Annotated in this window: 27 protein-coding genes; 20 read left to right on the top strand and 7 right to left on the bottom strand. The window is 68.0% G+C overall.

The window, feature by feature from the left end; all coding sequences use genetic code 11:
• Window positions 1-15 precede the first annotated feature (15 nt).
• Window positions 16-1,071 (bottom strand): GDSL-type esterase/lipase family protein, encoded by a 1,056-nt coding sequence (locus D1409_RS04845; RefSeq protein WP_235853498.1) that lies wholly within the window; start codon window positions 1,069-1,071, stop codon window positions 16-18.
• 186 nt (window positions 1,072-1,257) lie between these two features.
• On the opposite strand from D1409_RS04845, the gene sod reads away from it, so the two are divergent.
• The 5 genes from sod (at window position 1,258) to D1409_RS04815 (ending at window position 6,127) form a co-directional block, all read left to right on the top strand.
• Window positions 1,258-1,860, top strand: a complete 603-nt coding sequence (gene sod / locus D1409_RS04840) for a superoxide dismutase (RefSeq protein ID WP_123534559.1) — start codon at window positions 1,258-1,260, stop codon at window positions 1,858-1,860.
• Between the two features lie 248 nt (window positions 1,861-2,108).
• Window positions 2,109-2,984, top strand: a complete 876-nt coding sequence (locus D1409_RS24320) for a CAP domain-containing protein (RefSeq protein ID WP_164471565.1) — start codon at window positions 2,109-2,111, stop codon at window positions 2,982-2,984.
• A gap of 113 nt (window positions 2,985-3,097) precedes the next feature.
• Window positions 3,098-4,066 carry a mannonate dehydratase gene (locus D1409_RS04825; RefSeq protein ID WP_123534553.1) on the top strand — a complete coding sequence of 323 codons (969 nt, stop codon included), beginning with the start codon at window positions 3,098-3,100 and terminating at the stop codon, window positions 4,064-4,066.
• Window positions 4,067-4,069: 3 nt separating this feature from the next.
• A complete protein-coding gene (locus tag D1409_RS04820) occupies window positions 4,070-4,975 on the top strand; it encodes an SMP-30/gluconolactonase/LRE family protein (RefSeq protein WP_123534551.1) in 906 nt (301 codons plus the stop codon).
• A gap of 192 nt (window positions 4,976-5,167) precedes the next feature.
• Window positions 5,168-6,127, top strand: a complete 960-nt coding sequence (locus tag D1409_RS04815; RefSeq protein WP_123534549.1) for an FKBP-type peptidyl-prolyl cis-trans isomerase — start codon at window positions 5,168-5,170, stop codon at window positions 6,125-6,127.
• Window positions 6,128-6,143: 16 nt separating this feature from the next.
• On the opposite strand, the gene D1409_RS04810 is transcribed toward D1409_RS04815, so the two are convergent.
• Entirely contained in the window at window positions 6,144-6,542 is a 399-nt protein-coding gene (locus D1409_RS04810) for a hypothetical protein (RefSeq protein WP_123534547.1), read from the bottom strand.
• A 100-nt stretch (window positions 6,543-6,642) separates the two neighbouring features.
• Between D1409_RS04810 and D1409_RS04805 the strand changes: the two genes are divergently transcribed.
• Window positions 6,643-7,164, top strand: coding sequence for an NUDIX hydrolase (locus D1409_RS04805; protein ID WP_123534545.1), 522 nt, complete (start codon window positions 6,643-6,645; stop codon window positions 7,162-7,164).
• A gap of 236 nt (window positions 7,165-7,400) precedes the next feature.
• Here the strand turns inward: D1409_RS04805 and D1409_RS04800 are convergent, their stop codons facing one another.
• Together D1409_RS04800 and D1409_RS04795 are read right to left on the bottom strand one after the other, a co-directional pair.
• Window positions 7,401-8,030: an RAD55 family ATPase gene (locus tag D1409_RS04800; RefSeq protein WP_123534543.1), complete on the bottom strand. Its 630-nt coding sequence runs from the start codon at window positions 8,028-8,030 to the stop codon at window positions 7,401-7,403.
• Between the two features lie 29 nt (window positions 8,031-8,059).
• Window positions 8,060-8,698, bottom strand: coding sequence for a MinD/ParA family ATP-binding protein (locus tag D1409_RS04795; protein WP_123534541.1), 639 nt, complete (start codon window positions 8,696-8,698; stop codon window positions 8,060-8,062).
• A gap of 163 nt (window positions 8,699-8,861) precedes the next feature.
• Here D1409_RS04795 and pyrB point away from each other — a divergent pair, with 163 nt between their 5' ends.
• From pyrB to D1409_RS04775, 6 genes are all read left to right on the top strand, one after another.
• A complete protein-coding gene (gene pyrB, locus D1409_RS04790; RefSeq protein WP_123534539.1) occupies window positions 8,862-9,776 on the top strand; it encodes an aspartate carbamoyltransferase in 915 nt (304 codons plus the stop codon).
• The gene (gene pyrI, locus D1409_RS04785; RefSeq protein WP_123534537.1) at window positions 9,773-10,234 is read left to right on the top strand and encodes an aspartate carbamoyltransferase regulatory subunit; all 462 of its coding nucleotides are present in this window, start codon (window positions 9,773-9,775) and stop codon (window positions 10,232-10,234) included. The genes pyrB and pyrI overlap by 4 nt, the downstream gene beginning before the upstream one ends.
• Before the next feature lie 109 nt (window positions 10,235-10,343).
• Window positions 10,344-11,189 carry a manganese catalase family protein gene (locus tag D1409_RS04780; protein WP_123534536.1) on the top strand — a complete coding sequence of 282 codons (846 nt, stop codon included), beginning with the start codon at window positions 10,344-10,346 and terminating at the stop codon, window positions 11,187-11,189.
• Window positions 11,190-11,360, top strand: coding sequence for a hypothetical protein (locus D1409_RS24315; RefSeq protein ID WP_164471564.1), 171 nt, complete (start codon window positions 11,190-11,192; stop codon window positions 11,358-11,360).
• A gap of 37 nt (window positions 11,361-11,397) precedes the next feature.
• Window positions 11,398-11,544, top strand: coding sequence for a hypothetical protein (locus D1409_RS24310; RefSeq protein ID WP_164471563.1), 147 nt, complete (start codon window positions 11,398-11,400; stop codon window positions 11,542-11,544).
• 76 nt (window positions 11,545-11,620) lie between these two features.
• Entirely contained in the window at window positions 11,621-12,448 is an 828-nt protein-coding gene (locus tag D1409_RS04775; protein ID WP_123534534.1) for an alpha-amylase family protein, read from the top strand.
• Between the two features lie 42 nt (window positions 12,449-12,490).
• Here the strand turns inward: D1409_RS04775 and D1409_RS04770 are convergent, their stop codons facing one another.
• The gene (locus D1409_RS04770; RefSeq protein WP_394339012.1) at window positions 12,491-13,096 is read right to left on the bottom strand and encodes an NUDIX hydrolase; all 606 of its coding nucleotides are present in this window, start codon (window positions 13,094-13,096) and stop codon (window positions 12,491-12,493) included.
• Between the two features lie 176 nt (window positions 13,097-13,272).
• Between D1409_RS04770 and D1409_RS04765 the strand changes: the two genes are divergently transcribed.
• The 8 genes from D1409_RS04765 to D1409_RS04730 all read left to right on the top strand — a co-directional run bounded on the left by D1409_RS04765 (window position 13,273) and on the right by D1409_RS04730 (window position 17,855).
• The gene (locus D1409_RS04765) at window positions 13,273-13,455 is read left to right on the top strand and encodes a DUF1918 domain-containing protein (RefSeq protein WP_123534529.1); all 183 of its coding nucleotides are present in this window, start codon (window positions 13,273-13,275) and stop codon (window positions 13,453-13,455) included.
• A 10-nt stretch (window positions 13,456-13,465) separates the two neighbouring features.
• A complete protein-coding gene (locus D1409_RS04760; RefSeq protein ID WP_123534527.1) occupies window positions 13,466-13,891 on the top strand; it encodes an RNA-binding protein in 426 nt (141 codons plus the stop codon).
• A 17-nt stretch (window positions 13,892-13,908) separates the two neighbouring features.
• Window positions 13,909-14,613: an RNase P subunit p30 family protein gene (locus tag D1409_RS04755; RefSeq protein ID WP_123534524.1), complete on the top strand. Its 705-nt coding sequence runs from the start codon at window positions 13,909-13,911 to the stop codon at window positions 14,611-14,613.
• 57 nt (window positions 14,614-14,670) lie between these two features.
• The gene (locus tag D1409_RS04750; protein WP_123534522.1) at window positions 14,671-15,375 is read left to right on the top strand and encodes a class I SAM-dependent methyltransferase; all 705 of its coding nucleotides are present in this window, start codon (window positions 14,671-14,673) and stop codon (window positions 15,373-15,375) included.
• Complete coding sequence (locus D1409_RS04745; RefSeq protein WP_123534520.1) at window positions 15,372-15,848, top strand: Rpp14/Pop5 family protein; 477 nt, start codon at window positions 15,372-15,374, stop codon at window positions 15,846-15,848. Before D1409_RS04750 ends, D1409_RS04745 begins: the two co-directional genes overlap by 4 nt.
• Before the next feature lie 2 nt (window positions 15,849-15,850).
• Window positions 15,851-16,627 carry an archaeal proteasome endopeptidase complex subunit alpha gene (gene psmA, locus D1409_RS04740; protein WP_123534518.1) on the top strand — a complete coding sequence of 259 codons (777 nt, stop codon included), beginning with the start codon at window positions 15,851-15,853 and terminating at the stop codon, window positions 16,625-16,627.
• A gap of 76 nt (window positions 16,628-16,703) precedes the next feature.
• On the top strand, window positions 16,704-17,429 hold the full coding sequence (locus tag D1409_RS04735) for a ribosome assembly factor SBDS (protein ID WP_123534516.1): 726 nt from the start codon (window positions 16,704-16,706) through the stop codon (window positions 17,427-17,429).
• A 186-nt stretch (window positions 17,430-17,615) separates the two neighbouring features.
• Entirely contained in the window at window positions 17,616-17,855 is a 240-nt protein-coding gene (locus D1409_RS04730) for an HVO_2901 family zinc finger protein (protein WP_123534514.1), read from the top strand.
• A gap of 69 nt (window positions 17,856-17,924) precedes the next feature.
• Here the strand turns inward: D1409_RS04730 and D1409_RS04725 are convergent, their stop codons facing one another.
• Together D1409_RS04725 and D1409_RS04720 are read right to left on the bottom strand one after the other, a co-directional pair.
• The gene (locus D1409_RS04725) at window positions 17,925-18,353 is read right to left on the bottom strand and encodes an SRPBCC family protein (RefSeq protein WP_123534512.1); all 429 of its coding nucleotides are present in this window, start codon (window positions 18,351-18,353) and stop codon (window positions 17,925-17,927) included.
• Window positions 18,354-18,384: 31 nt separating this feature from the next.
• Complete coding sequence (locus D1409_RS04720; RefSeq protein ID WP_123534510.1) at window positions 18,385-19,086, bottom strand: aminopeptidase; 702 nt, start codon at window positions 19,084-19,086, stop codon at window positions 18,385-18,387.
• Between the last annotated feature and the right edge of the window lie 138 nt (window positions 19,087-19,224).

Genomic DNA, 19,224 nt, shown 5'->3' with positions numbered 1-19,224 from the left:
TCCGACCGCACGCTCTCAATCGAGCACGTCGCGAAGTTCCGCGCCGACGCCGTCCGCGATGGCCTCCATGCCGGCGTCCCCCGGGTGCAACAGGTCCGTCGTCAGCCCGGTCGCCGGGACGAGTTCGCTCCCGTCGACGACGTGGACGTTCTCGGCAGAGCAGTCGGTGACGACCCCTTCCAGCGCCTCCCGGTAGGCCCTCGCACGCTCGCGGTCGCCCTCGTGTTGGAGGTCCGCATGGTACGGGAAGAGCGTGACACAGACGACGGGGCGGTCGGGGTCGGCCTCGGCGACGCTGGCGACGAGGTTCGCCGCCCGGTCGCGGAACTGCGCGACGGTGAACCCCCGATTCGCCATGTTCACCGACAGCGACAGCGTCGCCACGTCCCAGTCGTCGCGCTCGGCGATGTGGTCGGCGATCGCGGGCTCGCAGTACGCCGCGCCGGAGACGCCGAGGTTCACGGCGTCGAGCCCGAGATCGCGCGCGACGCGGGAGACGTAGTTGAGGTGGGTCGCCGACGCCGCCGCGCCCTCAGTGATCGAGGTCCCGTAGGCCAGATAGCGGTGGTCGGGGAGTTCCTCGGGTTCGGGCGGGCGACACGACCCCTCGATCCGGTGGAGCGCGACGGGCGCCCACGGCTCGAACCGCAGGCGACAGACCCGAGGGTCGAACGCGTCCGCGGCGCCGGTCGCGGCCGGCGCGTCGCGGTCGAGGTCCGCCAGCGCGTCGGGCGGAGAGAGTTCGACCGTCGTCGGCTCCGGTCCGATCTCCAGAATCTCCTCGCCCTGGAACGACCCCCAGAACGGACGAACGACGGTCGCTCCGGCCGCCGAGAGCGTCACGCGAACGGTCGCGTCGCCGTCGGGGACGAACCTGATCTCGCTCCCGGACGGGTGGCGAACCCGCTCGCGCGCGGAGACGTTGAGGTTCGCCGCCACGTCGGTCGGGACGCGCCGGAGCGCGTCGCCGCTCTCGGTCCAGTCGGGGTCGGCCAGTTCGGCGACGTTGTGCAGCGCCACCGACGTGTAGTCGTCCTGCATGCGTGGATCGATACGGCTACCTGCACCCATCGGGACCGAAATCGTTGCGGTCCCGGCGCGGCGTGCCGGCAGTCGCGCTCGTCGGCCCCTCGCCCGTCCGCCGTGACGGTCGCCGGCTCCTCGCGTCCGCAGTGACGGTCACCGGACCTCTCGGAAACCCAACGGAAATCGGTTTCAGATTAGCCTCAAGTCGATTCCGTCCTCGTGATCGGTTGCATGTCTGACTACGAACTCGACCCGTTGCCGTACGACTACGACGCACTGGAACCGCACGTCAGCGAGCAGGTGCTCACCTGGCACCACGACACCCACCACCAGGGGTACGTCGACGGCTGGAACACCGCCGAGGACGACCTCGCCGAGAACCGCGAGGCCGGCGAGTTCGGCGACTCCGGGTCCGCGATCCGCTCGGTGACCCACAACTCCTCCGGGCACATCCTGCACTCGCTGTTCTGGCAGAACATGAGCCCAGAGGGCGGCGACGAACCGAGCGGCGACCTCCGCGAGCGCATCGAGGAAGACTTCGGCTCCTACGAGGCCTGGAAGGGCGAGTTCGAGGCCGCCGCGTCCGACGCCTCCGGCTGGGCGCTCCTGGTGTACGACAGCTTCGCCGGCCGACTCCGCAACGTCGTCGTGGACAAGCACGACCAGGGCGCGATCTGGGGCGGCCACCCGATCCTCGCGCTGGACGTCTGGGAGCACTCCTACTACTACGACTACGGCCCCGCCCGCGGCGACTTCGTGGACGCGTTCTTCGAGGTCGTCGACTGGGAGGAGCCGGCCGACCGCTACGACACTGCGGTCGACCGCTTCGAGTGAGGTCGCGACCGTCTCGCAGCGCCTCGGGACAGCTTCGCCGAGACCGGCGACCGAACTGACGGTCCGACCCGGTCGGATCGGTGGGCATCGATCCGCCGTCTCGGCCGAGCGGTCTCCGACAGATACCGCCGACTCACCTCCTGTCCGTCGATCCGGACGGCGTTCGATGTCTGCAACTACCCGAGATACTGTCAGCAACTAGTTGGTTATTGCGAAGATTTAAGTCTCGACTCCGGCACCGGGATGATATGGTTGACCGGAAAGTCGTCGTCATCGTCGCCGTCGCAGTCGGGGTGATGCTGGTCGGGGGGATCGCGGGCGCGATGCTCCTCGGCGGCGGCGACGACGCGACGGACACGCCCGACGACTCGGACGGCGCCAGCGACGGGTCGGCTGCGACGCCGACACCGACGCCAGCGGCGACAACCGCCGCCAACGGGACCGCGGTGAACGGCACCGCGGTGAACGGCACCGCGACGCCCGGAGAGACGCCGTTCCCGACGCTCACGCCGACTCCAGAAGCCACACCGACGCCAACCGTGACGCCGACTGCCACGCCCACGGCGACCCCGATCGGGACGCGGACGCCGACGCTCCCGCGTCGGTTCGACGAGGCGGAGATCGAGACCGAACTCCGGAGGATGCTGAACGACTGGCGCGAGGAACAGCGACTCGACCCGTTCTCGAACCCGAACGGGAGCCTCAGCGTCGATCTGAACCGAATGGCGAGGAACCACAGTGTCGCGATGGCGAACAAGGGCCAGCTCGTCCACGAGTCGAACAACCTCTCGACGGCCGGGCGATACCGCGCGTTCGAACTCAGGGAGACCTGCAAATTCAAGAAGGAAGACGCTCAGTACATCGTCACACCGGAGAAGTACGAGTTCGAGGTGCTCCACAAGACCTACGCCGGCCGTAACTTCGAGGACGGCGGCGAGACGGTGTACCACGAGAACGAGACCGCGGTCGCGGAGGACATCTTCGAGGCGTGGACCGAGAACGCGGTCTACGCGGACAGGCTCAGCTACACCAACGTCAACCGGATCGGGATCGGCATCGAGATCACCGAGACGAACGAGGTGTGGGTGACCGGCAACATCTGTGGGTCCGGCCAGCAAGAGTAGAACGCGCACAGACCGAACCCGATAATCGGCCGCTTTTGCCGCCGGACTGCCGGCCTTCCCGGTCGCTTCCGCGATCGGAACGCCGATTACGGTGACGCGTACAACGGAGGAGTATGGTTCAGTTATCGCTCGTTTTGCCGCGCCAGCCCGACGAGCGCTGGCAACTCGCGAAGCAGATGGGGGTCACGAACGCCGTCGTCCACCCGCTCGAAGTCGGCGACGACAAGACCCGCTGGTCGTACGACGACCTGCTCGGCACGAAGAACTGGCTCGAAGACGCCGGACTGACGTTCTCGGTGCTGGAGGGCAGCGTCCCGCTGACCGACCGCGTCCGCCTCGGTCGCGAGGGCCGTGACGAGGACATCGCGGAGTTCAAGCAGTTCGTCCGCGACTGCGGCGATCTGGGCATTCCCGTCGTCTGCTACGACTGGATGGCGGGCGTGCGGTGGGCGCGAACCGAAGCGCACGTCGAGTCCCGCGGCGGGTCGTACGCGACGGGCTACGACGAGGCGAAGATGCGCGACGGTCCCGACGCCGCGGGCGCGGACGTGACCCGCGACCAGCTCTGGGAGGCCATCGAGTACTTCCTGAACGAGGTCGTCCCGGTCGCCGAGGAAGCGGGCGTGAAACTCGGTCTGCACCCCGACGACCCGCCGCGCGAGGAGGTCCGGGGCATCCCCCGTATCGCCAACAGCGTCGAGAACTACGACCGCATCCTCGATAGCTACGACAGCGAACACAACGGCGTCACGTTCTGCCAGGGCAACTTCGCGGCGATGGGCGTCGACGTCCCCGAGACGGTCCGGCACTTCGACGAGAAGATCAACTTCGCCCACTTCCGGGACGTAGAGGGCGACGCCGACCGGTTCGTCGAGACCTGGCACGACGACGGCCCCACCGACATGCAGGCCGCGATGGACGCGTTCGTCGACGTCGGCTTCGACGGCCCGATGCGGCCCGACCACGTGCCGACGATGGCCGGCGAGGACAATTCGAACCCCGGCTACCACACCAAGGGCCGACTGTTCGCTATCGGCTACATGCGCGGATTGCTCGAATCCGCCGAGAACGGAGGTGCCTGAGCCGTGACGGACGACGAGACCGCCGAACCGCGGCGCGTCGCCGACACCCACTGTCACACCGGCGAGGGGCCGCTCTGGCACCCCGACGAGGAGGTCGTCTACTTCCTCGACATCCCAGAGGCGGACCTGTACCGTTACGACCCCGCAGCCGAGTCCCACGAGCGCGTCCTCGATGCGGCGGGAGCCATCGGCGGGTTCACGATTCAGGAATCCGGCGACCTCCTCCTGTTCTGCGACGAGGGGCGCGTCCAGCCGTGGAGCCCGGAATCCGGCCTCGGCGACCCGCTCGTCGAGTCCATCGACGGCGAGGAGGACTCGCGGTTCAACGACGTGATCGCCGACCCCGAGGGCCGCGTGTACTGCGGGACGATGCCGTCGCCGGACGGCGAACCCGGCGCGCTCTACCGACTGGACACCGACGGGTCGCTGACGACCGTCGTGGAAGACGCGCACCTCTCCAACGGCCTCGGGTTCGCGCCCGACGGCGACCACCTGTACTTCACCGAGACGGAGGCGGGTCGAATCAGCCGGTATCGCTACGACCGAGCCACCGGCGAACTCGCCGACCGGGAGACGTTTCTCGACACCGGCGACGTGTCGGGCTACCCGGACGGGATGACCGTCGACGCCGAAGGGCACGTCTGGTCGGCGTTCTGGGACGGCGGGCGCGTCGCGCGGTACGGCCCCGACGGCACCGAACGGCGCCGCGTCGAGTTCCCGGCCAAGAAGGTGTCGGCGATAACCTTTGGCGGTCCCGACTACGACACCGCGTACGTCACGACCGCGCTCGGCCCCGGCGAGGGGGCGGCGGGCACGCGCGAGGAGGAAGGCGAGGGCGCCGGCGCCCTGTTCGAGGTCGACCTGGGCGTCGGCGGCGTCCCCGAGTTCCGGTCGCGAGTCGAGTACTGACCGACGACGGGCCGTCTCCGTCGCGCTGTTCAACTGACTTCTGGCCGACCCGTCGTCGAGTCGGTCAAACGTCGGGTGGAAGTGGTCGTCGACTCAGACGCTGTCGAAGCCCGCTCGAACGGCGGCTCGACCGCTGGGGTGACTCGGGGCCGAAACGTTGTTCTTAAGAGTGCAACGCGAGTCGCTTACGATATGAGTAACGAGTCCGAGGCCGACGAGGCCGAGCAGGACGCAGCCGACGAATCCGAGACCGAGGAGGAGACTGGGTTCCAGAACGGCGACTTCATCGAACTGGCCTACACCGCCCGCACCGTCGAGGGCGGCGACCTGGTCGACACGACCGACGCCGACGTGGCCGAAGAGGAAGGCGTCGGCGAGGACCAGGAGTTCGAACCGCGGACGATCGTCCTCGGCGAGGGCCACGTCTTCGAGGCCGTCGAACAGGACATCCTCGGGAGCGAGGTCGGCGACACCGGCACCGTGACGGTCCCGGCCGCCGAGGCGTTCGGCGAGTTCGACGACAGCCAGGTCCGCACGGTCAGCGCCGACAAGATCCCCGAGGACGACCGCTACCCCGGCGCACACGTCGACCTCGAGGGCGAGCACGGGCACGTCGAGACGATCATCGGCGGCCGCGCCCGCGTCGACTTCAACCACCCCCTCGCCGGCGAGGACATCGAGTACGACTGGGAGGTCCTCTCCGAGGTCGAGGACCGCGAGGAGCGCGCCGGCGCGCTCCTCGCGGTCTTCCTCGACATGGACCTCGACGTCTGGTTCGAGACCGACACCGTCGAAGAGGAGCAGCTGGTCGAGTCCGACGAGGACGACGAGGACGAGGACGAGGAGAGCGAGCCCGAGTACGAGACCGTCGAGGTCGAGAAAGAGACGCTCTACATCGAGGCCACGCCGCAGCTGACCATGAACCAGCAGTGGATGATGGGCAAACAGCAGATCGCTCAGCAGCTCACGAACCTGCTCGACGTCGACCGCATCATCGTCCAGGAGGAGCTCGGCGGCGGCATGATGGGCGGCATGGGCGGTATGATGGGCGGCATGGGCGGCATGGGCGGCGAAGACATCGAGGAAGCGCTCGAGGACGAGGACATCGACGCCGAAGAGATCGTCGAAGAGCTCGAAGGCGCCGAGGAGTAGTCCGTTTTCGCGGCCGTCAGTCGTTCCCGTCGTCGCTCGACGTCTGTTTCTCGAGCACGGCGTTGCAGCCGTTGACGAACTGACCGAGCCCCTGGGCCACGTCCCGGTCGAGCGAGACGATCACTCCGCTGGTCGGGGTCTCCCGGAAGTGGAGCAGGGCCGCGTGGTCGTGGAGTTCGACGGTCGCTTGCGTCTCGCCCAGTGTATCGTAGGTCGATTGCGGGACGATCGGTTCGGCCTCGCGCGCTCGCTCGACGATAGACGGCATCGAGTCACGGAGCCGTTCGGTCGCGACGTCATCACGGAGGTAGAGCACGCTCCACTCGTCGGCGTCGTACCGGACCGAACCACGGAAGGAATCGCCGGCCCGGTTGTGAACGAGTTGGAGGAGGGGCTGGTAGCGGTTCTCGGGCATATTCGGACGAAGACGGCTCGGGAACGTAAGTGTTGGCCGAGCGGTATCGAGCCGGTCCCGACCACCGAGATATTTGACGTGTCGGTGACGAACGGTCCGTATGCGAGTGACGGACGCCCGCGAGCGGACCGACGACCTCTACGTCACGGAGAGCCGAGAGAACGTGGACCCGGCGTCTTTCGCCGAAGTCGCCGATTCGGAGGCGGTGACGGCCGGCTGGGTGGCCACCGCGTTCGCGTTCGACGACGACGGGCGGGTTCTGCTCGTCGAACAGCCGTGGGCCGACGGCTGGATCTGTCCCGGTGGCGCGCTCAAATCGGACGAGTCGCTCTCGGAGGGAGTCGCCAGAGAGCTCCGAGAGGAGACCGGTATCGAGGTCGACCCCGTCGCGCCCCGAGGCGTCGACGAGTTCGCCTTCGTGAACGAGGAGACCGGCGAGACCGCCGGCTGGACGCTGGTCGTCTACGAGGCTGTGGCCGAATCCACGGAGATAGCAGTGGGCCACGACGTCGAGGACGACGAGGAGATAACCGACGCCCGGTGGTTCGACGGTCTCCCGGCCGACGTCTACAACCCGGACCTGTTCGAACCGGTGTACGAGCGGTGCGAGAACGGACAGTAATTCTGCGCGGTAGCGGTCACACGCAGGAACGTACCGCGCGAACGGAGTGAGCGCGGTTTCCCCGAATTCGCGCCTGCGGCGCGAATTCGGCTTTTTCACCCACGTTTTTGGCCGGGGGGTTCCCGCAGGGAGCGTAGTCGTTCGAAAGAGCGCTTTGCGCTCTTTCGTGATGACGAGAGAGCTTCGCTCTCTCGGACCACGATCGAGGAAACCCCCCGGCGAAAAAGATGGTGGTTCTAGGCGATATCGCGGGAGGTGTCGATGGAGACCTGTTCGACGAGGTCGAGTTTGATGATGTCGTTGGGGGCGCGGCCGCCGCGGAACTTGGGGATGGCGAGGCGGTTCTCGACTTCGTCGCTGGTGATAGTCGTGTCGAGCTGGAAGATGACGTCGGCGAAGTGCTCGGTCGTGTCCCGGAGCGCCGGCACGGACCGGCCGTCGAGACAGTGGACGATGGCGAGGCTGCCGGTGTTGACGATGTGGTTCTGGAGGTCGTTCATGAACGACCGGAACCGCGACGGCGGCTCCTGTGCCTCGAGGACGTCCAGCGGGTCGACGATGAGGTTCGACGTCTCGGGGAGCGCGCTGACGAGTTTGCCCGCGTTGTCGAGCGGGGCCTCGCCCGAGATGTGTCGGACCGTCGGATCGCCCGTCGTGGCGGGGGACTGTTCGATGCTGGAGATGACCGACTGCGCGGTGCGGTCGAGCGAGAGGTACAGCGTGCCGCGGGTCGCGGTCAGCTCGTAGAGGAACAGCTCCGCCTGGCTGGCCGGCTGGGCGCTGAGGGCGACGATACTCCCCTCCGGGATCCCACCCCCGAGCTTCCGGTCGAGGACGTCGATGCCCGTGTGTAGCCGGTTGACCATGCTGGGCGGAACGTTTTACCCCCACCAGATTAAACATTCCGCCTCGAACACGTCTTTGCGAGCCGATCGTACGACGTCCGTCCGAGCCGGCTGTCGAGCACGTCACCGTCGATCTCTGGCACCGTGGCCAGCACCGGTTCCAGTTCGGGAGCGGTCCCGCTGGGGACCGGTGTGCCGGTGTCCGAACGGGTGAACACGCTACCGAGGACGCGCGTCCCGAGCGACTCGGCCATCTGTGCCGTCTTGACGGCGTCGGAGCGACTCGCGGGGTCGGGCGTCGAGACGACGACCGCGTCCGTCGCGTGACGTAACGGGGCGGCCGCGGCGTCGGTCGCGCCGGCCGGGCAGTCGAGGATGACGGTCCGTCGAGAACGGGCGAGGCGGCGCAGCGCCGTCCGGCCGATCGGCCCGGACGCCGAGCCGGCGGGGATCACCTCCGCACCGGGGACGACGCTACTCCGGTGGCTGGCGACGGTGATCGAGTCGCCGTCGTCGACGGCGCCGACGCCGGGGCCACGGTCCGTCTCGGCCATCGTGTGGAGGTTGGGCATGTCGCAGTCCGCGTCGACGACGAGCGGTCGGTCGCCGGTCCTGCCGAGCGCCCCCGCGAGCCCGAGCGCGGTCGTCGTCTTCCCGCAGCCGCCCTTGCCGCCTGCGATCGCGAGCATGGGTCGGCGTGGTCCCAGCATCCTACTTGAACGTTCGGCCGTGAGCGGGGGCGACCGGAACGGCCGTCGAAGGGGTCCAGACGACGCGGCACAGCCCGGTAGTGGGCGTTCGCGCGATGCTGTGTCGGGAGATTCAAGAGAGTCGAGAGCGCGACTCTACTCGATGAGTCACGACCACATTATCAGTGCGAAACAACTCTCGCGGGCGGACATCGAGGAGGTGCTGGACCGGGCCGCGGAGGTGGCCGAGGACCCGGAGTCGTTCGCCGACCGCCACGAGAACACGCTGCTCGGCCTGCTCTTCTTCGAGCCGAGCACGCGGACGAAGATGAGCTTCACCGCGGCGGTCAAGCGACTGGGCGGCGACGTCGTCGACATGGGCACCGTCGAGTCCTCGAGCGTCAAGAAAGGCGAGAGTCTCGCCGACACGGTCAGAGTGGTCGAGGGATACGCCGACGCGCTCGTGTTGCGCCACCCCAGCGAGGGGTCGGCCCAGATGGCCAGCGAGTTCGTCGACGTCCCGCTGATCAACGCGGGCGACGGCGCGGGGCAACATCCCACGCAGACCCTGCTCGACCTCTACACGATCCGCGAGTCGGCGGGCTTCGACGACCTCACGATCGGGATCATGGGCGACTTGAAGTACGGGCGGACCGTCCACTCGCTCGCCCACGCGCTGACGACCGTCGACGCCGACCAGCACTTCGTCAGCCCGAAGAGCCTGCAGCTCCCGCGGAGCGTCCGCTACGACCTCCACGAGGAGGGCGCGACCATCCGCGAACACACGGAGCTCGAACCCGTCCTGCCGGAGCTGGACGTGCTGTACGTCACCCGGATCCAGGCCGAACGGTTCCCCGACGAGAGCGAGTACCGCGAAGTGGCCGGCGAGTACCAGATCGACACCGAGACGCTCGAGGCGGCTCGCGACGACCTGACGGTCATGCACCCGCTCCCGCGCGTCGACGAGATCGCCCACGACATCGACGAGACCGACCACGCACACTACTTCCAGCAGGCCCACAACGGCGTCCCCGTCAGGATGGCGCTGCTGGACCTGATGCTCGGAGGTGACGAATGAGCGACCGAGAACTCCGCGTCAGCAAGATCCGCAACGGCACCGTCGTCGACCACATCACCGCGGGACAGGCGCTGAACGTCCTCGCTATCCTCGACATCACCACCGAGAGCGGCGAGACCGTCAGCGTCGGGATCCGCGTCCCCAGCGACCGCCTCGGCTCGAAGGACATCGTCAAGGTCGAGGGCCGCGAGCTGAGTCAGGACGAGGTGGACGTCCTCTCGCTGATCGCGCCCGCCGCGACGATCAACATCGTGCGCGACTTCGACGTGGTCGAGAAACACCGCGTCGAGCGTCCCACGGAGGTCGTCGGCGTCCTCTCCTGTCCGAACCGTCACTGCATCACCACCGAAGACGAACCCGTCGAGTCTCGCTTCGACGTGCTGGACGACGGCATCCGCTGTACCTACTGCGACACCATCGTCCGCGACAACATCGCCGAGCAGATCGACGTCGCTTGAGCACGCGCCCGCCGTTTTCTGTCGTCCCGAACTCCGTCGCGAGTGACGCTTGCCAGCGAAGGCCGCTCGTCTATTGAAAACCCGCGCGTCGGACAGCCCGGAACGTCACATGTTCTACCACGACGCACAACTCCAGTATCCAGTCGAAGTCGAAGAGCCGGACCCGGTGTTCGCGAAGCTGCTCCAGCAGGCGATCGGCGGCCTCGAAGGCGAGATGCGCGTCGCGATGCAGTACTTCTTCCAGGCCGGTGCGCTGCCGGACGAACACGCCGAATACCGCGAGGCGCTGATGGACACGGCGGCCGAGGAACTCGGCCACATCGAGATGCTCGCGACGGCGGTCAACAAGAACCTCCGGGGCGCTCCGGTGTCGCTGGAGGACGTCGCGGCCGGCGACAGCGAGTTCGCGAAGCTCGCCGGCATGCAGCCGCGCCAGTTCCTCTCGTCGGGGCTCCACGCGATGCCGAACGACTCGAACGGGGTGCCGTTCGACGGGAGCTGGATCGTCGCGACGGGGAACCTCGCGTCGGACATGTACGCGAACATCCTCGCCGAGTCCGGCGGGCGCCTCCTGGCCTCGCGCCTCTACGAGATGACCGACGACCCGGGGATGAAGGACATGCTCGCGTACCTCATCGCCCGCGACACCATGCACCAGAACCAGTGGATCGCGATCCTCAAAGACCTCGGCGACCCCGAGGACCTCCTCGACGTCCATCCGATCCCGGACAGTTTCCCGGACGAGGTGGAGAACCAGGAGTTCAACTACGCGTTCATGTCGACGAACGTCGAGCCGGACGACGACCCGGGCCAGCCGTGGACCTCCGGCGAGTCGCCGGACTCTGAGGGTGAGTTCTCGTTCGTCAACCAGCAGGACCTCGACGGGGCGCCGCGCAACCAGGAGCCCGCGGACCCGCGAACGCACAACGACCCCGCACCGGCGGACGAAGACTAGGTGGCCAGCGGCGAAGGGGCAGAGCCCGGAGACGACGACTCCGATTCGGACGACGCCACCGACGCGCCGACCGAAACGCCGGACGAGGGCAGTCACGCCTCCGTCCAGCGGCTGACAGATCTCGCTGGTGACGGGTCGGCCGCGGAACTCTCCTCCTTCCCAGAGACGTGATCGAGGGATCGACCGTGAGTGGGACGGTCGGCCCGTCGTGGGCGAGTTCTCGAGCGGGCGGTCCGGTGGGCTACCAGAAACGTTTTACCTTATTGGCACGTTTCTTCGAGTGATGTCAAAGAAAGCAGTCATCCTGCTCGCCGCCCTCGTCGTCGTCGCGACGGCGCTGAAGCTCCGCAACTGAGCGGGTGCCGCCCTGTCGCATCGGCTTCCGACCAGCTTTTCGAACGACTTACCCCGCCGGCTCCGTAGGCTCGGGTATGTACGGCGTCGTCACGCGCAACGAACCTGAGCTGGAGTGGGCGGAGTTCGACCGCGGGTTCTACGAGGTCAAAGACGTCACCGGCCGCGCGGCCGAACCCGTCGAGAACGCCGTCAACATGGTGTCCTGCTTCGGCGACAACAAGGCGGCCGCCGACAACCCCGATCTGGTTCCCCTCAGCGACGAGGGCGAACCCGCGACCCGGGACCGCCCGTACTTCGACTGGGCGTACGTCTGCCCCACTCACGAGCGCTACCGCGAGGGGCTGCTGGAGATCGTCGAAGACGCCGCCGCGGTCAGCCCCGACGTGCGGCTGGACGACGTGGGGTTCCCCCGCGAGGAGTACTGTCACTGCGACCGCTGTGAGGCGGCGTTCGCGGACAGCGACTTCGACGACTGGCGCGCCTGGCGCGCGAACGTCATCACGGAGTTCGTCGCGGAGGCTCGCGAGCGCGTCCCCGGTGACCTGTATCTCACGCTGTATCCCGACCCGTATCCGGGGCACGTCTACGACCGCGCCGGCCTCGACGTCGACGCGCTGGCCGAGTACGTCGACGAGTTCGTCGTCCCGCTGTACGACATGGCCTACTCGACGACTTACTGGCTGGAGATCCTCGCCCGCGGGTTCGTCGACGAACTCGACGCCCCGTTCACCATCGAACTGTACGCGGTCGAGGTCGACATCGACGACCTCGTCCACGCGACCGAGGTCGCCGCGGAGTACGCCGAATCGGTGTGTTTCGGCTACGACGCCAGCAACGCCCGCGCGACGGTCCGACGACTGGAAGCCGACGCCCGCGACGGCGAGCAGTTCGGGCCCGAGTGACGCCGGCGTTCGTCGGCCCCGGTTCCGATGCAAAACGGCCGCTCAGTCGCCGAATCGCTTCTCTCGCCACTCGCTGAGGACATCCCTGTCCCGCGTGTTCTCCGGGAACTCCGCGAACCATCTGGCGTCCGTGATCTCGTCGTCCGGGTCCCGGACGACGAGGTCGGTCGACGTCGCTCTCCCCTCGAAAATCGGGAGGACGCCCCACGTCTCGTGCCCGTCACCGCGAAAGCGGACTTCGCCGAGGACGCCGAGACCGTCGTAGTCGACGTCGATTCCCGCCTCCTCCCCGAGTTCGCGGCGAGCGCCCTCGCGGATCGTCTCGTCGGGTTCGACCTCGCCCCCCGGGAGGACCCAGGTATCGATCGACGCCTGTTCCACGAGGAGTACCTCCCCGGAACCGTTGTAGGCGAGCGTGTGGGCGCCGTAGGGCAGGCCCTGTGCCTCGATCCGCTCCGCGACGGTGCGGAAGCGGTCGCGAGAGACCGACCGGAGCGTCTCGTACTCGACGAAGTCCTCGTGGTCGTCGGCGAGGCCGTGGTACACCTGTTCGGCCTGCTGTCGGGCCTCGCTGGCGAGGTACCAGAGGTTGTCGACGGCGGTCATCTGGACCGTGGCGGGCCGGGTCGGACTGTCAGCGTACGCCACCGCTTCGCGACGGACGGTCGCACGATCATGGCACACTGTTCGGGAGTATCCGGCATAAGCTTTCGACCTCGTCGGAGGTCGGAGGCGTCGCCGACCGGACGGCCGGGAGGCGGGGCGAACGGCCGCGAGTGGGACGGATCAGTCCCTTTTTGTTCGGGCATCGAGTACCGCCGCGCATGGCATTCGAAGAGGACGATAGCGTCATCCTGCGCGACGAGCACAGCGAGTACGACGGCGAGGTCGGGACGATCGAGCAGGTCGTCGAGACGATGTTCGGCGACGAGAACTACACCGTCTCCTTCGAGGACGGCCAGGAAGCGGGCGTCTCCGAGGACAACCTCGAAGCGGCCGAGGAGTAGGAGCGACTCGATGGCGTCCGTCCCGCTGCACTACGTCGACCTGCGCGCGTTCTGCTACGCCACCGAGGACGAGGAGCGCGTGGAACAGGCCCTCCGCACGTACCTCCCCGAGGACACCGAGATCGAACGGAACGTCTCCGAGGGTCACCACGGCGACCGCATCGTCGTCCTCTCGGCGCGCGTCGAGCGGGCCGACGAGATCCGCCACGTCCTCGACCGACTCGGCGAACTCGACGACGTCGACGCCGTGATATCCGAACTCGACGAGCGGGTGGACGACAACTGCGCCTTCTACCTGACCCTCGACAAGCAGGCCGCCTTCTCCGGCGAGGCGAAGCGCGGCGACGGCATCACCTTCCGCACGAAGGTCGAGGCGTACCCGGCCAAGAAGCCCGAGGCCGTCGAGAACGCCCGCGAGGTCTTCGAGGCGCTCTGACGGTGGCGCGTGATCCCGTGTTCGAAGCTGTACACGCCCACCCCGACGGTGCGGCCACGGTCGCTCGCCACGCGAAGACGGCCGCGGAGTACGGCTTCGACGGAATCGTCGTCCGTAACCACGGCGACGCGCTCGCCGAGTTCGACGCCGAGGAGGTCGCCGACCGGTACGACGTCGACGTCGTCGAAGGCGTCGAGGTACGGGCCGACGACCCGTCGCGAGCGAGCGGGTTCGTCGGGAACCACCGCGACTCGAGGACCGTCGTCGCGGTCCACGGCGGCACGGACGCGATAAACCGGTTCGCCGTCGAGCAACCGGCCGTGGACGTCCTCGCGCATCCGATGGCCGGCGACGGGGACGTGAACCACGTGATCGCGAACGCCGCCGCCGAGAACGGCGTCAGGTTCGAGTTCTCCTTCCGGCGCGTCCTCCGCGCGGACGGCGGGCAGCGCGTCCAGGCGATCCGCGGCCTCCGCAAACTCCGCGAACTGGTCGAAGACGCCGACGCGCCCTACGTCGTCAGCGCCGGCCCGCGGAGCCACCTCCACCTGCGCGCACCTCGCGACCTGGTCGCCGTCGGCGAGACGCTCGGCTTCACCGCCGAGCAGGTCGAGACGGGGCTCGCCGAGTGGGGCCGCATCGTCGAGCGCAATCGTCGAATACAGGGCGATTCGTTCGTCGAACCCGGCGTCTACCGGGCGTCCGTCGACGACGAGGAGTAGGGCCCCGGGCCGTCGGACAACGGTTCGTTCATTGTCCTCCGGGCCCGACCGTGCGGTATGAAACGGTCTCTCGACGAGCACGCCGCGCGCTTCGACGAGAAGGCGGCCGAGTACGACGACACGAAGAGCGACGAGTACCGCGCCTGCGCGTCGCTGGTCGTCGACCACGCCGCACCGGACCGGGACGACACGGTTCTCGACCTGGGGACCGGAACCGGCGCCATCGCACTCCCGCTCGCCGAGACGGCCGGACGCGTGATCGGCCGCGACATCAGCGAGGGGATGCTCGCGGAGGCGCGGGAGAAGGCGGCCGAACGGGGGCTCGAAACCGTCGAGTTCGGGGAGGGGCGCTTTCGCGACCCAAACGTCCCCGACGACGCCGACGTGGACGTGGTGACGACGAACTTCGCGATGCATCATCTCTCGGACGCGGAGAAACGGGAGGCGATCGACGTGATCGCCGGCCTCGAACCGCGCCGGATCGTCCTCGGCGACGTGATGTTCTTCGGGGAGCCCGACCCCAGCGAACCGTTCTACGGTCCCGAGGTGGACGACCCGGCGACGGTGGGCGTCCTCGCGGACGCGTTCACCGACGCCGGGTACGCGCTGACGGCGGTCGAGCCGGTCCACGAGCAGGTCGGCGTCCTCGTCGCCGAGCGGGTCGGTGACGGGGAGCGGGCGCCCGTGGGAGCGGAGGCTGAGGCAGGGGCAGCGGCAGAGTCGGAGCCGGAGACAGAGTCGGAGACGGAGACAGAGTCGTGAAGCACCTCCCGAAACACCTCCAGCCGCGGTGGCGGTATCTGGCGGTCGAGCTGGAGGGGTGGCCGGACGCGTCGTTCGGTCGCGGGACCTTCCAGCGGGACCTGTGGTTCGCGGCGCAGAATCTGGTCGGCGACACCGGGAGCGCGGAGGTCGACCTGTCGGTCCTGCGGTTCGCCTTCGAGGACGGAGCGGGCCACGCTATCGTGCGAGCGCGGCGGGGCGAGACGGACCGGGCGCGGGCGGTGCTGGCGTGTCTCGACGCGGTCGACGGGGACGAGGTAGGCGTCCGCGTCCGGGGGGTTAGCGGCACCGTCCGTGCCTGTGAAGAAAAGTATATACGGAGTCCGCCGGAACCAACGGACCAGAGAAACGTCGTCTTCGAGAACGCCGAGCGGCGGGCCGTCGCGCGGGACGGCCGGATCGACGTGCGGACCGACGACGCGTTCGTCGGGGCGACTGAACTCGATCTATAAGTATGCAGGGACAATCACAACAGCAGGCGTACGACCGTGGGATCACGATCTTCTCGCCGGACGGCCGGCTCTACCAGGTCGAGTACGCCCGCGAAGCCGTCAAACGCGGCACAGCGAGCATCGGCGTACGAACGAGCGACGGTGTCGTTCTCGCGGTGGACAAGCGCATCCGCTCGCCGCTGATGGAGCGTTCCAGCGTCGAGAAGATCCACAAGGCCGACGACCACATCGGCATCGCCAGTGCCGGGCACGTCGCCGACGCGCGCCAGCTCATCGACTTCGCCCGCCGCCAGGCGCAGGTCAACCAGCTGCGATACGGTGAGCCCATCGGCGTCGAGACGCTCACGAAGGCCGTCACCGACCACATCCAGCAGTACACGCAGGTCGGCGGCGCCCGCCCGTTCGGCGTCGCGCTCATCATCGGCGGCATCGCCAACGGCGAGCCCCGCCTCTACGAGACCGACCCGTCGGGCACCCCCTACGAGTGGAAGGCCCTCGCGGTCGGCGCGGACCGCGGCGACATCCGCGAGTACCTCGAAGAGAACTACTCCGAGGAGATGGACTTAGACGGCGGCGTCGGCCTCGCGCTCGAAGCCCTGGCGTCCGTCAACGACGGCCAGCTCGCCCCCGAGGGCATCGGCATCGCCACCATCAGCGTCGACGACGAGCAGTTCTCCGAGCTGAGCGACGCCGAGAAGGAGTCCCACCTCGACGAGCTCGACCTGCTCGAGACCGAGGACGCCGAGGACGACGAAGCCGACGAAGAGACCGACGAGTAATCGGTCCGGCCGTGGCCCGCCGCTGTCGGACGGCGTCGCCACACACCTTTTTATCCGCCCGGTGTAACCTCCGCGTATGATATCGCTCGACGAGGCAGTGACGGCGCGCCTCGAGTCCCACGGTGAGCGCTTCGAAGTCCTCGTGGACCCTGACGCCGCGCTCGCGATGAAACGCGGCGAGTTCGAGGGCGAACTGGAGGACGTGATCGCCGCCGAAGACGTCTTCGAGAACGCCTCGAGAGGCGACCGGCCGCCCGAGAACGCCCTCGAAGAGGTGTTCGGCACGACGGACCCGATGACGATCATCCCCGAAGTGGTCGACCGCGGGGAGATCCAGATCACCGCCGAACAGCGCCAGGAGATGCTGGACCGCAAGCACAAGGAACTGGTCAACCGGATCACGCGCAACGCGGTCAACCCGCAGATGGACGACGCGCCCCACCCGCCCGACCGTATCGAGAGCGCGCTCGAACAGGCCGACTTCAAGGTCGACCCGATGGAGCCGGTCGAGAACCAGATCGACGACGCGCTCGACGCGCTCCGCCCCGTGATCCCGATCCGCTTCGACACGGTGAAAGTCGCGGCGCAGCTCCCCGCCGACTACGCCGGGAGCGGACAGGCGCAGGTGCGCGAGTTCGGCGACCTCGAACGCGAGGAGTGGCAGCCCGACGGATCCTGGGTCGGCGTCGTCGAGTTCCCGGCCGGGATGCAGAACGACTTCTACGACCTCGTCAACGAGGTCTCCAGCGGCGAGGCCGAGACCCGGATCCTCAAAGACGAGGACGACCTCGACACCCGCTAGAACGCTTCGCTCGAACTCGACGAGACTGCGTCGGGCCACTTGCTACCGAGTGACTGGCCCCGTTTCGCCACCTGATCAGCAGGGATTACCCGGCGCTGTCCGGCGATCGGCAGATCTTCCGGAACCGAGATTCCCGGACGTGAACGTTCCGGTGTTGATATATGGGCCGATCACGAACCGTCGATTATGACCCACGTCTGCCGGAACTGTAAACGTACGTTCGGAACTGAGCTCGAACTGGAGCTCCATCGGGACACGTGCTCGCAGGGCGAACTGTTCTGCGACGAGTGCGGCGAGCGATTCGCGGAGGGAACGGCCACCGAAGACGGCTGGCACTATCGATGCCCGAACGACGACTGCGACGGCGAGGGGATGGGTGAGGACATCCACAAGGTCAGTAACGCACGTATCGAGACGTCCGTTTAGTCCGCGGCGCGAACCCGAACCGAGCGCGACCCGAACGGTCCGATTTTCCCGCGAGGCGATTTCGACTCCTCAGCGTGCCGAGAGCTCGTCGCTCTCGGCGAGCGCAGCGATCCGGTCGAGGGCCCGGTGACAGACGACCGCGTACCCGCTCGCGAGCAGCGGGATCTCGAAGGCGGCCCGCGCGCTGTCGTCGGCCAGTGGCGTGACGGCGTGACCGGTCGCGGGGACGCTCGCGACTCGCCAGGTCCAGCGGTAGTCGGTGCAGGTGTCGACCTCGAAGGGGATCCACGGCCCGCCCGCGACCTGCACCTCGCCGGTCGACCCGGCTTCGACGAACCGGTCGTCACAGCGGACCGCGCTGACGCTGGGTCCCCACTCGGGCCAGCGCTCGGTGTCGGTCAGGACCGACCAGACCGCGTCCGCGTCGGCGTCGACGACGCGGTCGACCACGAGCCGCCGACCGTCGGGCGTCCGCTCGACGTGTGGCAGGGTGACCATACCGGCACTTCGACCCGCTCGGTCTTGGGTGTCAGGGGACCTCGTCGACCGCTCGGCGGAGGTCGGCCTCGTCTTCCCACTCGACCACGCGCTCGCCGGCGGCCCGTTCGAGCGCCGCGAGGTGCGAGGCCGCCATCCCGTTGTCGTAGCGCTCGCGACGCACGGTCTCGTCGCCGTACACTCGCTTGAGGAGCCAGAGCACGTCGCGGACGGTGCTCTGCTGGTGGTACAGGTACCCCAGTTCCCAGACGTGACCGCCGTCGTAGTCCTCGAGGACGCCGACGACGTGGGTGGCCTGTCCGCAGAGGATCTCGAAGGCGGGCGCCCACAGGTCGAGTTCGTCGCCCGTGAGACCGAACTCCTCCAGCATGAACGCCGTCGCCTCGCGGCGCTCGTCGAGCAGGTCGCGGACGAGTCGCCGTCGCTGGCCCGGCCCCTCGTCACCGCCGCGTCCGACGACCAGGTATCGCCGGTCGCTGTACTCGATGTCGTCGAGTCGGTCCCCGTGGAGGGCGTCCTTGAGGCGCTCGTGCTGGGCCGGCGTCAGCGTGAGCGACTCCGGGCTCGCGTCGACGAGCGCCGATTCGTCGACGCCCTCGACGTACGCCGGTTCCCCCGCTGTCGACTCGTCCGTCTGGGCTGCGTCCCCGGTCTCGTTCGTCTCCGGTCCCCCTGTTCCGCCGTCGTCCGACGGTCCGCCGTCGTCGGACGGTCCCCCGTCGCTGTCGTCCATGCCGGTCCGACTCGCGGCCCCGTGAAGTGTCTTCTGACTGTTCCGAGATCGTTTCGGTAATCGTTGCGCGATCGTTCGAGAAGCGTTCGAAGACCACTCGCACTCAGAGTCCAAGTGTTTATTGGGGAGGGGCACGTA

Origin of the sequence: Halosimplex salinum, assembly GCF_003730195.1 — an archaeon.
Lineage (GTDB): Archaea > Halobacteriota > Halobacteria > Halobacteriales > Haloarculaceae > Halosimplex > Halosimplex salinum.
The sequence above is the reverse complement of the archived record's forward strand: the minus strand, read 5'-3'. Positions and strand labels throughout refer to the sequence as shown.